This is a genomic window from Mesorhizobium sp. B2-3-13, from assembly GCF_006442195.1.
GTDB lineage: Bacteria > Pseudomonadota > Alphaproteobacteria > Rhizobiales > Rhizobiaceae > Mesorhizobium > Mesorhizobium salmacidum.
In genome coordinates this window covers 267,501-280,704 of the sequence record NZ_VFVQ01000002.1, presented here as the reverse complement: position 1 = coordinate 280,704, position 13,204 = coordinate 267,501, and the positions used below count along the sequence as shown (strand labels likewise).

Below are 13,204 nucleotides of genomic sequence, written 5' to 3'. Positions count from 1 at the left end.
CGGAAACTGCGCCGGCAAGAAGTTTATTGGAGAAGAAGCCGCGATGCGTGACCAGGCCAGCGGCCCGCGCGTTTTGCTGAAACGGCTCCGCGAGCTCATGCAGGAGCCGCTGGAGCCGCAGGAGCGGCTTGACCGGATCGTGCGCGACATCGCCTCCAACATGGTCGCCGAAGTCTGCTCGCTCTATGTGCTGCGCGCCGATTCGGTGCTCGAACTCTACGCCACCGAAGGTCTGAACCCGAACGCCGTCCACCTGGCGCAGTTGCGGCTGGGGCAAGGCCTGGTCGGCACGATCGCGGCGAGTGCCAGGCCGCTCAACCTGTCCAACGCACAGGAACACCCGGCCTTCGCCTACCTGCCGGAGACCGGGGAGGAGATCTACAATTCCTTCCTCGGCGTGCCGGTGCTCAGGGCAGGGCGCACGCTGGGCGTCCTGGTTGTGCAGAACAAGACCATGCGCCACTACCGCGACGACGAGGTCGAGGCGCTGGAAACCACGGCCATGGTCATCGCCGAGATGATCGCCACCGGCGATCTGGCGCGGCTGACCCGGCCTGGTCTCGAACTCGACCTGCGCCGGCCTGTCAGCTTCACCGGCCTGTCGTTCAACGACGGCGTCGGGCTTGGCCATGTCGTGCTGCACGAGCCGCGCATCGTCGTCACCAATTTGTTCAACGAGGACAGCGAGGAAGAGGTGCGGCGGCTCGAAGCCTCGCTTGGTTCGCTCAGGCTCTCGATCGACGACATGCTGGAGCGCCGCGATGTCGCCTTCGAGGGCGAGCATCGCCAGGTGCTGGAAGCCTACCGCATGTTCGCCAACGACCGCGGCTGGGTCCGGCGGTTGGAAGAGGCGGTCCGCAACGGCCTGACAGCGGAAGCGGCGGTGGAAAAGGTGCAGAGCGACATGCGCGCCCGCATGCTGCACATGACCGATCCCTACCTGCGTGAGCGGATGAGCGATTTCGACGATCTCGCCAACCGGCTGTTGCGCCAGCTGATGGGACGCGGACCCGAGGATGTCGCGGCCTCGCTGCCGAAGGACGCCATCATCGTCGCCCGCTCGATGGGCGCCGCTGAACTGCTGGACTATCCCCGCGACAAGCTGCGTGGCCTGGTGCTCGAGGATGGCGCGGCGACCAGTCATGTCGTCATCGTCGCGCGCGCCATGGGCATTCCCGTCGCCGGCCAGATGAAGGGCGCCGTTTCCATGGCGGAAAACGGCGATGCCATCATCGTCGACGGCGAGGAAGGCGCGATCCATCTGCGGCCGCAATCCGATCTCGAAGCCGCCTATGCCGAAAAAGTGCGGTTCAGGGCGCGCCGGCAGGAGGTCTACCGCGAGCTGCGCAAGAAGCCATCGACGACCAGGGACGGTGTCCAGGTCGACCTGCTGATGAATGCCGGGCTGGCCGTCGACCTGCCGCAGTTGGCGGAGGCGGGCGCTGCCGGCATTGGCCTGTTTCGCACGGAACTGCAGTTCATGGTCGCCTCGACCTTTCCACGCGCCGAAGCCCAGGAAAAGCTCTATCGCGACGTGCTCGAGGCCGCACGCGGCAAGCCGGTCACCTTCCGCACCATCGACATTGGTGGCGACAAGGTGCTGCCCTACTTCAAGGGCGCGATCCAGGAAGAGAATCCGGCGCTCGGCTGGCGGGCGATCCGCCTGACGCTCGACCGGCCGGGCTTGCTGCGCACCCAGATCCGCGCCTTGCTCAAGGCCAGCGGCGGGCGCGAGCTCAAGCTGATGCTGCCGATGGTGACCGAGCTTGGCGAAATCGCCCAGGCGCGCGAAATCATCGACCGGGAGGTGCGGCACCTCTCACGCTTCGCCCATCATCTGCCGACCAGTCTCAAACTGGGCGCCATGCTGGAAGTGCCGTCGCTCCTGTTCCAGCTCGACGAATTGATGAAGGCGGTCGACTTCGTCTCGGTCGGGTCGAACGATCTGTTCCAGTTCGTCATGGCGGTCGACCGCGGCAACACGCAACTGGCCAACCGCTTCGATACGTTGTCGGCGCCGTTCCTGCGCGTGCTTAAGCAGATCGCCGACGCCGGCGTTCGCAATCATACGCCCGTCACCCTGTGCGGTGAACTCGCCGGCAAGCCGATTTCGGCGATGGCGCTGATCGGGCTTGGTTTCCGCTCGATCTCGATGTCGCCAGCCTCGATCGGTCCGGTCAAGGCGATGCTGACGGAGCTGCCGCTGGAGGAGTTGGAGGCTTTCTTCGACGACAATCTGATGGCGCCGGCGCAAGGGCTGCCGATGCGGGCGCTGCTGCAGGCCTTCGCCGACGACCGCTCGATCCCGTTGTAGCACCCTCATCATGGTCAATTTGCCCCGCGATCGTATGGATCAAGTCGTCAAGCGTTTCGAGATGCTCGAAGCGCAGATGTCGGCCGGACCGGCGCCGGATGCCTATGTGAAGATGGCATCCGAATATGCCGAGTTGCAGGAGATGGTGGCGAAGGTCAGGGAATTGCGCTCGGCCGAGCATGAGCAGGCCGATCTCGAAGCGATGCTCGCCGACAAGGGCACCGACGTCGAGATGCGGGCGCTCGCCGAAGCCGATCTGCCCGGCGTCGAGGAGCGCATCGAGGCGCTGCAGAAGGACATCCAGATCCTGCTCCTGCCCAGGGATGCCGCCGACGACAAGAACGCCATCCTCGAAATTCGCGCCGGCACCGGTGGCGATGAGGCAGCACTCTTCGCCGGCGACCTGTTTCGCATGTATGAGCGCTACGCCGCCGAACGCGGCTGGCGGTTCGAAACGGTATCGGCGAGCGACGGCGATGCAGGCGGCTTCAAGGAAATCATCGCCACGATTTCAGGCAAGGGTGTATTCGCCCATCTGAAATTCGAGTCCGGGGTGCATCGCGTCCAGCGTGTGCCGGCAACCGAGGCCAGCGGGCGCATCCACACGTCCGCCGCCACCGTCGCCGTGCTGCCGGAAGCGGAAGAGGTCGACATCGACATCAAGGCCGAGGACATCCGCATCGACACCATGCGCGCCTCCGGCTCCGGCGGCCAGCACGTCAACACCACCGATTCCGCGGTCCGCATCACCCATTTGCCGACCGGCATCATGGTGGTTCAGGCGGAGAAGTCGCAGCACCAGAACCGGGCCAAGGCCATGCAGATCCTGCGTGCCCGGCTCTACGACATGGAGCGCAGCAAGGCGGACGAGGAGCGTTCCGAATCGCGCAAGTCGCAGGTCGGTTCGGGCGACCGTTCGGAGCGCATCCGCACCTACAATTTTCCGCAAGGCCGCGTCACCGACCATCGCATCAACCTGACGCTCTACAAGCTCGACCGGGTGATGATGGGTGAACTCGACGAAATCGTCGACGCGCTGATCGCCGATCACCAGTCGAAGCTGATGGCCGATATCGGCCTCGATGGCTGACCATCTGCCCGAGGCGCTGGGGCCACTGCTGCGGGAAGCGCGGACCCGGCTTGCCGCAGCCGGTATCGATGATCCCGCGCTCGATGCGCGGCTGATCGTCGAGCACTATTCCGGCACGACGCGCACCCAGGCCATTGCCGACCCCGGGCGCAAGATCGACGGCGACGCCATCGCCGCGATCCACGGCGCCCTGAGACGGCGAGCCGGTGGCGAACCGGTGCATCGCATCCTCGGCTATCGCGAATTCTACGGTTTGCGCCTGTCGCTGTCGCCGGAGACGCTGGAGCCGCGGCCGGACACCGAAACGCTGGTCGAGGCGGTGCTGCCTTTCGTCAAGGCAATGGTCGCGCGGAAGGGGGCATGCCGCATCCTCGATCTCGGCACCGGGACCGGCGCGATCGCCCTGGCGCTGCTGAGCGTCGTGCCGGCCGCGACCGCCACCGGTGTCGACATTTCCGCCGGCGCGCTGGCAATGGCAGCCCGCAATGCCGGGCAATTCGGGCTCGGCGGCCGGTTCACGACGGTTCAATCGGACTGGTTCGAAAAAGTTTCCGGCCGGTACCATGTAATTGCCGCAAACCCTCCCTATATACCAACTCAAGAGATTGGAAATCTGCAGGACGAAGTCCGCGATTTCGACCCGCGTATTGCCTTGGATGGCGGCGTGGATGGGCTGAACCCCTACAGGATCATCGCCGCCGAGGCGGCAAGGTTTCTGGAAGCCGAAGGCAGGATTGCGGTCGAGATCGGCCACACACAAAGCAACGACGTCATCGATATATTTCGCGCGGCCGGTTACACGGGCGGCGAGGTGTTTGGCGATCTCGGCGGAAACGACAGGGTTCTTGTTTTTCAACGGGCAACGTCTTGACGCAGTGCAAAAAAAGCGCTTGGCAATACCGGGGAATGCGGCTAGGGTCGCCTTACCGGATGAGACGAAGCAGGCAGTGCTCTTAGCGATTCGGTTTCCTTGGAAATAGCTGCCTTCTTGCGCAAACGACGCCCAAGCTTCGTGCGGGAATCGTCCGGCAAGTGATGTAACCGGAACAGGATGACACGTGGCGCCAACGCAATCGATGCGGGCGAACGCCGGTGAAGAGACGAAACGGTCGGCTGCATGAGCGCCTCCGTTCGTGAAGAGTTTTTCGAAAATTTCAAGATGAAGAGAGTCGAATGAGGCCACAACAGCAGAACAGGCGCATGCGCGGTCGCAACAACAATGGCGGCGGCGGTGGGAACAACAATAACAATAGCAATAACAACAACCGCAAGGGCCCGAATCCGCTAACGCGCAATTACGAGAGCAACGGCCCGGACGTGAAAATCCGTGGATCGGCTCAGCAGATCGCCGAAAAATACGCCACCCTTGCCCGTGACGCGCACAGCTCCGGCGACCGGGTGATGGCGGAGAACTATCTCCAGCACGCCGAACACTACAACCGCATCATCGCCGCCGCGCAGGCGCAGATGCCGATCCAGAACGTCCAGCAGTCGCGCGACGAGTTCGACGAGGACGGCGATGAGGATCGCGACGAGTTTGACAATGCCGTCAACAGCGGGGCCGTCAACAGCGGGGCAGGCAACAGCGGGGCAGGCAATAGCAGCGGCAATGCCGGTTCCGATGCGCAGATTCCGGTGGTCAACCATGGCGCCGGCCCTCAGCCAGTGATCGAGGGCATGCCAGCGGAAGTTACGCTGAACCGGGAAAGCGGTCGTGACAACCGCGACAGTGGCGGGCGCAACAATAGCGGCCGCGACAACAATGGCGGGCGTCATCGCGATCGCCGCCCTAACGGCGGCTACGGCCAGAGCGGCCAGCGCGATCATGCTTCTTCAGCCGAACAAGGCGGCCAGCAGCAGCGCAACGAGGCCCCGGGGCAGACAGAAGTTCAGGCAGAGCCCGCTTCGCCGTCCGAGACTGTCGCGGCAGCCGAGCCGGCTTCACGGTTCGAGAATTTTTCACCGGCAGGTCTGGCCGCCCAGGCCGAACTCAATGAGGCGGCCGCCGAGAGCGGTGCTGCCCGCCGCCCACGGCGTCCGCGCCGTCCGCGCACCAATGCCGATCAGGTCGAGAGCGGCAGCGAAAATGGGGCTGCGGGCGAAACAGCGGCGGCTCCGGTCGACAGCGGCAGTGCCGAACCCGTGGTTTCCGACATCGACAATTGAGCGAACGGCATTTCAATACATTGGACGGCGGAGAGAAATCTCCGCCGTTTTCGTTTGGGCTGACGTGGAATATTATGTGCCTGCCATGTCGCGACGTCTTGAGGGGCCAGGGTCCGTGCACCATATCTGGCCTGAACAGGATCCGGCTCGAATGGGCGGGTCCGTCACCGCAATCTGATCCGGTGCCGCAAAGCGGGCCGGTGATGGAAGGAGACAAATATGAACCTCGAGAAATACTCCGAGCGCGTGCGCGGCTTTATCCAGTCCGCGCAGACGATGGCGCTCTCCCGGAACCACCAGCAATTCACTCCCGAACACATTCTGAAAGTCCTCGTCGACGATGACGAGGGCCTGGCCGCGTCGCTGATCGAGCGTGCCAGCGGCAGTGTCCGCGACGTCAAGCTCGGCGTCGAGACGGCGCTCGAGGCGATGCCCAAGGTGGAGGGAGGCAATGGCCAGCTCTATCTGGCGCAGCCGCTGGCCAAGGTGTTCTCGACCGCCGAGGACCTGGCCAAGAAGGCCGGCGACAGCTTTGTCACCGTCGAGCGGCTGCTGCAGGCGCTTGCCATGGAAAAATCGGCAAAGACGGCCGAAATCCTGGCCAAGGCCGGTGTCACCGCACAGGCGCTGAACCAGGTCATCAACGACGTCCGCAAGGGCCGCACCGCCGATTCGGCGAGTGCCGAACAAGGCTATGACGCGCTGAAGAAATATGCACGCGACCTCACTGCTGACGCACGCGCGGGCAAGCTCGATCCGGTCATCGGCCGCGACGACGAGATCCGCCGCACCATCCAGGTGCTGTCGCGCCGCACCAAGAACAACCCGGTGCTGATCGGCGAGCCGGGCGTCGGCAAGACGGCGATCGCCGAAGGCCTGGCGCTGCGCATCGTCAATGGCGACGTGCCGGAATCGCTGAAGGACAAGCAGCTGATGGCGCTCGACATGGGCGCATTGATCGCTGGCGCCAAATATCGCGGCGAGTTCGAGGAGCGGCTGAAGGCCGTGCTCTCCGAAGTCACCTCGGCAAGTGGCAACATCATCCTGTTCATCGACGAGATGCACACGCTGGTCGGTGCCGGCAAGGCGGACGGCGCCATGGATGCGTCGAACCTTCTGAAACCGGCCCTGGCGCGCGGCGAACTGCACTGCGTCGGCGCCACCACGCTCGATGAATACAGGAAGCATGTCGAGAAGGATGCCGCACTCGCCCGCCGCTTCCAGCCGGTCTTCGTCGACGAGCCGACGGTGGAGGACACGGTCTCGATCCTGCGCGGCCTGAAGGAGAAATATGAGCAGCACCACAAGGTGCGTATCTCCGATTCGGCGCTGGTGGCGGCGGCGACGCTGTCCAACCGCTACATTGCCGACCGCTTCCTGCCTGACAAGGCGATCGACCTCGTCGACGAAGCCGCCTCGCGGCTCAGGATGCAGGTCGATTCCAAGCCTGAGGCGCTGGACGAGATCGACCGCCGCATCATGCAGCTCAAGATCGAGCGGGAAGCGCTGAAGGTCGAGACGGACGAAGCCTCGAAGGACCGGCTCGCCCGGCTGGAAAAGGAACTTGTCGGCCTGGAGGAGGAATCGACCGAGATTACTTCGAAGTGGCAGGCCGAGAAGCAGAAGCTTGGGCTTGCCGCCGACTTGAAGAAGCAGCTCGACGAGGCGCGCAACGACCTTGCCATTGCCCAGCGCAAGGGTGAGTTCCAGCGCGCCGGGGAGCTTGCCTACGGCAAGATCCCGGAACTGGAAAAGAAGCTGAAGGAGGCCGAGGCCCAGGACGGCAAGGCCGGCATGGTCGAGGAAGTGGTCACGCCCGACCACGTCGCCCATATCGTGTCGCGCTGGACCGGCATTCCGGTCGACAAGATGCTGCAGGGCGAGCGCGACAAGCTGTTGCGCATGGAAGACGAGATCGGCAAGCGTGTCGTCGGCCAGGGCGAGGCGGTGCAGGCGGTTTCCAAGGCGGTGCGGCGCGCGCGTGCGGGCCTGCAGGATCCGAACCGGCCGATCGGCTCGTTCATGTTCCTTGGCCCGACCGGCGTCGGCAAAACGGAGCTCACCAAGGCTTTGGCCAACTTCCTGTTCGACGATGAGACGGCGCTGGTGCGCCTCGACATGTCCGAGTACATGGAGAAGCACTCCGTCGCCCGGCTGATCGGCGCGCCTCCCGGCTATGTCGGCTATGAGGAAGGCGGCGCGCTGACCGAAGCGGTGCGGCGCCGGCCCTATCAGGTCGTGCTGTTCGACGAGATCGAAAAGGCACATCCCGATGTGTTCAACGTTCTGTTGCAGGTGCTCGATGACGGCCGGCTCACCGACGGGCAGGGCCGCACCGTCGATTTCCGCAACACGCTGATCATCATGACGTCCAATCTCGGCGCCGAATATCTGGTCAATCTCGGCGAGGACCAGGATGTCGATGCCGTGCGAGACGAAGTGATGGGCGTGGTCAGGGCGTCGTTCCGGCCGGAGTTCCTCAATCGCGTCGACGAGGTGATCCTGTTCCACCGGCTGCGCCGCAAGGACATGGACCGTATCGTCGAGATCCAGCTCAAGCGGCTGGAGAGCCTGCTGACCGATCGCAAGATCACGCTGTCGCTGGATCCCGAGGCGATCGAGTGGCTGGCCGCCAAGGGTTACGACCCCGCTTATGGTGCGAGGCCACTGAAGCGGGTGATGCAGAAGGAACTGCAGGATCCGTTGGCGGAAAAGATCCTGCTCGGCGAGATCCTGGACGGCTCGACGGTCAAGGTCACGGCCGGTTCCGACCGGCTGAATTTCCGCTCCAAGCCGACGATCGTGGCGGCCGAGGTGGCGGCCTGATCGATGCATGTCGCCCAAAAGTGACCACGGTTTTGGGACAACGACATGCACAAGACAAAGATCTGAAGCGCGCCGCGCTTTGGAGTGCCGCGCGTCCGTTCCGGATGCGCGGCGTTTCTATGAGAAGTTGGGGGGGCAGGATTGACGCTGGACGATTACAACGGCTTCTGCGCCTCGCTGCCTGCAACGAACCACGTGGTGCAATGGGGCGGCGCCCATGTCTGGAAGGTCGGGACCAAGGTGTTTGCGATCGGTGGCTGGGATCAGGGCCAGCAGCTCTTCGTCACCTTCAAATGTTCCGACATCGCCTATGACGTGCTCAAGGAGCAGCCGGGCCTGCGGCCCGCACCCTATCTTGCCTCGCGCGGCATGAAGTGGATCCAGCGTCAGACAAGCCAGAGCATGGATGATGGTGCGCTGAAGGATTATCTGCGCGAGAGCCACCGCCTGGTTGCCCTGAAGCTGACGAAGCAGGCGCGCAAGGAATTGGGGCTTGGCGCAGGCTAGCCAATATTCCTCGAGGCGCCGGAAAACCGCCATCTTCATGCCCGGTTCATATCGGAACCATATGGTGGGTAACTGGTTTGCTGGCGAAGGGGTTCGCCGAACTGGACAATGCCGGGCGGCGGCACATACGGACCGGAGAGTTTCGCCACTATGCTGCGCACTATCTTCACCCTTTCGGCGCTTGTTGCGGGACTGGTGTTTTCCAACGCGTTCGCGGCGCCGACGCGTGACGGCGCAGCCCAGCCTGTCCGCGCGGCCGGGAGCGGCGGCATTCTGCTCGCCCAGGACGGCAATCTCGATATTTATTACGATGCCAGGGGCAATCGCGTCATCGTCGATGCGGATACCGGCAAGGTGATCGCCATCCAGCCGCCGCAGACACGGCTTGACCGACGCGCGCTACGCCGCGAGACAAGACTGCGTCAACTAGGCCGTGTCCCCGCCGACGACGACCGCTACTATCTCGACGATCCCCAGGACATGGCCCGCTTCCGCCGCAAGCAGCTGGAAGAGGAAGGACGGGTCATTCCGCCGCCAGCCGATGAATATGATCCCGACAATAACAATTCCGTCGATGCCTATCCGCCGGCGCCGCAGGACGATGGCAGTTACGACAATTATCCCGACGCGCCGCCGCCGGCAGAGCCGCGTACGATTCAGCGCCAGCCGCTGAACGAGGCGTCGATAGACCCCGTCCAGCCGACAATCCCGACGGAAGAGGGGGCGCCCTCCGGCCAGGCGGCACTGCCGCCAAATGCTGGCGGCAAGACGTCGTTCGATCCGTCGCTTTCGCTGGGCGCACGCCAGGATGTGGCAGCACTGCAGGTGCTCCTCGATCGGGGCGGGGCTTCGCCGGGCGTCATCGACGGGCGCTTTGGTTCGAATGTCGACAAGGCGCTGGCGGCCTACAACCAGATCAACGACAGCAGCCTCAAATCGACCGATGCGGTCGGCATCCAGTCAGCACTCTCGCAATCCGGCGGCGACGCGTTCGCCAACTACACCATCACGGCGGAGGACGCAGCCGGTCCCTATGTCGCCTCCATCCCGGAAGACTACAGCCAGAAGGCGCAGCTCGACCGCATGGGCTATACGTCAGTGACCGAGGCGCTGGCCGAGCGCTTCCACATGGACGAGAACTATCTCAAGGCGCTCAATCCGGACGCCAACTTCAATCGTCCCGGGACGATCGTCAAGGTCGCGAATTTCGGCAGACTGGTCTCGACGCCGGTTGCCCGCATCGTTGCCGACAAGGGCAAGAAGGAAGTCTTCGCCTATGACGCGTCGGGCAAGCTGGTCGCGGCCTATCCCGCTACCATCGGCTCATCGGACACGCCGTCCCCGACCGGCATCCATGCCGTGTCGCGTGTCGCGCTCGATCCGAACTACACTTACAATCCCAACATCAACTTCAAGCAAGGCGAGAACAACAAGATCCTGACCATTCCGCCTGGGCCCAATGGTCCGGTCGGATCGGTGTGGATCGCCCTGGACAAGCCGACCTACGGTATCCACGGCACGCCGGAGCCGTCGAAGATCGGCAAGACCGAAAGCCATGGCTGCGTGCGGTTGACCAATTGGGATGCACGGGAGCTCGCCAAACTGGTCTCGCCGGGCGTGCCGGTGGAGTTCGTCGAATAGGGTATGTCGATAGTCAGGTGATGCCGGCCGCACTTCCGGTGTCCACGTACCCGAAAATACGCTCCGCTCCGGTTCTCGGTATCAACCATCTTCGACTCGGCCTGACCTGAATCTCAACGCATCCCAAGTCAGCTTCGCCAAATTTCAACCAATGATCCTGCGCACCCACTTCACATTCGGCGTTGCCGCATAGATCAACTGCATCACCAGAATGAAGCCGACGCTCAGCAGCGGGGTGATCAGGCAAAGTGCGGCACCGACAGCCCACAGGATCTGCGCCTTGACGATGCGCAGGTAGACGGTGCGCTTCGTTTGCGCGTCGACGTCCTCCGCGACAAAGCCGCTCTTCTCCGCATAACGCCAGCTGGCGAACAGCGCGATGCCGAGCATCAACAGGTTGAGCCAGTAAACCAGCACCGCGGTCCTGAACTCGAGGAAGTCGGCCAGAAGGTCGGTTGAGAACGGCAAGAGCGCGATGAAGGCGAGAAAGCAGAGGTTCAGCGTAGCCAGCCGTCTGTCGGATTTGGCGATCAAACCATGCTGCGCCTGCTGGCCGAACCAGAAGATGGTCAGGGTCAGGAAACTCAAGGCATAGGTAAGAAAGCGGGGCGCCAGTGCCGCGACCGCGACGAGAAGATCGTGTTCGGAATGGATGGCCTCATGTACCGGCACCCTGATCTCGAGCACGATCAGGGTGAGTGCGATGGCGAACACGCCATCGGTGATACCGACGATACGGCCGCGCCCCTCAACCGATGCTTCGAGTGGACGCTTCATCGATTTCTCCCGCCTGCGGCTCTTGGGAAATCTAGCATGACTGCGGCGGTTTGCATCGGGGCAGATGCGATCCCTAACAATATGGCTGGTTTCAAGGACAACAGCTTCTGGCTGGTTGTTGCCGGCGCGTCGGCGGTCTAACTCAGGTGGCATGCATTCGCCAAATGAAGCCGCCGCCGTTCCGCTGACCGCTCCGGCCGCGAACGGTACGTTCTGTCCGCAGTCGCAGCGCAGGTACGTGCTGATCGCGGCGATACTGGCTTCGGCGCTCGGCTTCATCGACGGTTCCGTCCTGGCGATCGCCATGCCGGCGTTGCGCGCCGATCTTGGCGCCAGCCTGGCGGAAGCGCAGTGGATTTCCAATGCCTACGCGCTGACGCTCTCGGCGCTGATCCTCGCCGGCGGTGCCGCGGGCGACCGGTTCGGGCTGCGCCGTGCGTTCGTGGCCGGCATTGGCCTGTTCGTCGCCACCTCGCTTGCCTGTGCGCTGGCGCCGAACGCTGTCGTGCTTATCGCGTTTCGCGCTCTCCAGGGCATCGGTGCCGCGATCATGGTGCCAGGCAGTCTCGCCATCATCGCCAAGGCCTATCCGAAGAAGGAACGCGGCCGCGCGATCGGCATCTGGGCGGCGGCCTCGGCGCTGACGACGGCGCTTGGCCCGGTGCTGGGCGGTTTCGTGCTTTCGACCTTCGGCAACGGCGTCTGGCGCGCCATCTTCGCCATCAATCTGCCGCTCGGGCTGGTTTCGATCTATCTGCTGTTGGCCAAGATCCCGGCGGACCAGCCAGCCGAAAAGCGCAACCTGGATCTCGGCGGCGCTGGGCTCGCGACACTGGCCTTCGGATCGCTGGCCTACGGGCTGACGGCGATGAGCGCCGAGGGGGGCGGCCTGATGTCGGGCCCGGCGATCGTTGCCGGCGTGATGCTGCTTGTCGTCTTCATCCTCTACGAGCGCTGGCAGCGCGAGCCGATGATCGATCTCAGCCTGTTTCGCGTCAAGGCTTTCGCCGGCGCCAACCTGGCGACCTTCTTCCTCTATTTCGCGCTGTCTGCCAATTTGTTCTACCTGCCGATGCTCTTGATCGCCGGCTGGGGGCTGAGTTCGGCCGAGGTCGGTTTCATCTTCCTACCGCTGTCGGCTTTGATCGCGCTGCTGTCAGGGCCGGTCGGGCAGTGGTCGGACCGGATCGGCCCCCGCTTTCCGATCGCCGCCGGCAGTCTCGTCGTCGCCATCGCTTTTGCCGGCCTTGCGCTGTTTACCTATGCCGGCTTCCACAATTTCTGGACCGGCACCTTTCCGCTTATGGCGGTGATGGGGCTTGGCATGGCGCTGGTCGTGTCGCCGCTGTCGACAGCGATCATGACTTCGGTCGAGGATAAGGATACGGGTGCCGCGTCCGGCATCAACAACGCCGTCTCGCGCGTCGGCGGCCTGATCGCGGTGGCGGCGATGGGCTCGCTCGCCGCTTGGGTTTATGCGCTGGGCGTGGGCCACGCGTCCGGAATCCCCGGTTTCGGCGAGCCGCCGCCGGCCGGGCTTGCAGCGGATATCAATGCAATAAGGGTTGCCGCCGGCGATTCGGCTTTTGCGGCGGTTGCCGTGGTCACGGCGCTCCTTTGCCTGCTGTCGGCGATCGTCGCCTGGATTACGGTGCCTGGGCAAGCGTCGCCCTGGCCGGCGCAAACGGAGAATTCGCGCGACTGACTCAGCCTTCGATCTTGGCGCTGGCGACCTTCAGCGAATTGCCGTCTTCCTGTTTCAGCAGATCGTCGATGCGCTCGCGCTCGCGCTTGAAGGCGACGAGATCGTCGCCCTTCAGCACCTTGCCGACCGGCAGACGCACGCGCATCGAATCGACCTTGGTGCCGTTGACGATCAACTC

At 63.8% G+C, this 13,204-nt stretch carries 10 protein-coding genes (1 of these 10 running past the window's edge); 8 read left to right on the top strand and 2 right to left on the bottom strand.

The annotated features are described in order from the left end of the window. Window positions 1–43 precede the first annotated feature (43 nt). From ptsP to FJ941_RS03800, 7 genes are all read left to right on the top strand, one after another. Entirely contained in the window at window positions 44–2,314 is a 2,271-nt protein-coding gene (ptsP, locus tag FJ941_RS03830) for a phosphoenolpyruvate--protein phosphotransferase (RefSeq protein ID WP_140503185.1), read from the top strand. A 10-nt stretch (window positions 2,315–2,324) separates the two neighbouring features. After that, window positions 2,325–3,404 carry a peptide chain release factor 1 gene (gene prfA, locus FJ941_RS03825; RefSeq protein WP_140503183.1) on the top strand — a complete coding sequence of 360 codons (1,080 nt, stop codon included), beginning with the start codon at window positions 2,325–2,327 and terminating at the stop codon, window positions 3,402–3,404. Further along, the gene (gene prmC / locus FJ941_RS03820; RefSeq protein ID WP_140503181.1) at window positions 3,397–4,275 is read left to right on the top strand and encodes a peptide chain release factor N(5)-glutamine methyltransferase; all 879 of its coding nucleotides are present in this window, start codon (window positions 3,397–3,399) and stop codon (window positions 4,273–4,275) included. Before prfA ends, prmC begins: the two co-directional genes overlap by 8 nt. Before the next feature lie 302 nt (window positions 4,276–4,577). Further along, window positions 4,578–5,570: a DUF4167 domain-containing protein gene (locus FJ941_RS03815; protein ID WP_140503179.1), complete on the top strand. Its 993-nt coding sequence runs from the start codon at window positions 4,578–4,580 to the stop codon at window positions 5,568–5,570. A 219-nt stretch (window positions 5,571–5,789) separates the two neighbouring features. After that, a complete protein-coding gene (gene clpB, locus FJ941_RS03810; protein ID WP_140503178.1) occupies window positions 5,790–8,396 on the top strand; it encodes an ATP-dependent chaperone ClpB in 2,607 nt (868 codons plus the stop codon). Between the two features lie 141 nt (window positions 8,397–8,537). Beyond that, complete coding sequence (locus FJ941_RS03805) at window positions 8,538–8,903, top strand: MmcQ/YjbR family DNA-binding protein (protein WP_027143419.1); 366 nt, start codon at window positions 8,538–8,540, stop codon at window positions 8,901–8,903. Between the two features lie 150 nt (window positions 8,904–9,053). Then, window positions 9,054–10,544, top strand: coding sequence for a L,D-transpeptidase family protein (locus tag FJ941_RS03800; RefSeq protein ID WP_140503176.1), 1,491 nt, complete (start codon window positions 9,054–9,056; stop codon window positions 10,542–10,544). 144 nt (window positions 10,545–10,688) lie between these two features. On the opposite strand, the gene FJ941_RS03795 is transcribed toward FJ941_RS03800, so the two are convergent. Next, complete coding sequence (locus tag FJ941_RS03795) at window positions 10,689–11,321, bottom strand: TMEM175 family protein (protein ID WP_140503175.1); 633 nt, start codon at window positions 11,319–11,321, stop codon at window positions 10,689–10,691. Between the two features lie 151 nt (window positions 11,322–11,472). Between FJ941_RS03795 and FJ941_RS03790 the strand changes: the two genes are divergently transcribed. After that, window positions 11,473–13,026 (top strand): MFS transporter, encoded by a 1,554-nt coding sequence (locus tag FJ941_RS03790; RefSeq protein ID WP_140503173.1) that lies wholly within the window; start codon window positions 11,473–11,475, stop codon window positions 13,024–13,026. Between the two features lies 1 nt (window position 13,027). Here FJ941_RS03790 and FJ941_RS03785 read toward each other — a convergent pair whose 3' ends face one another. Then, a protein-coding gene (locus FJ941_RS03785; protein ID WP_181169706.1) for a M23 family metallopeptidase crosses the window boundary here: on the bottom strand, window positions 13,028–13,204 show its end. Its footprint extends 1,794 nt past the window's final position; only the last 177 of its 1,971 coding nucleotides appear in the window; its start codon lies off the right edge, out of view — the gene reads right to left on this strand; it ends in the stop codon at window positions 13,028–13,030.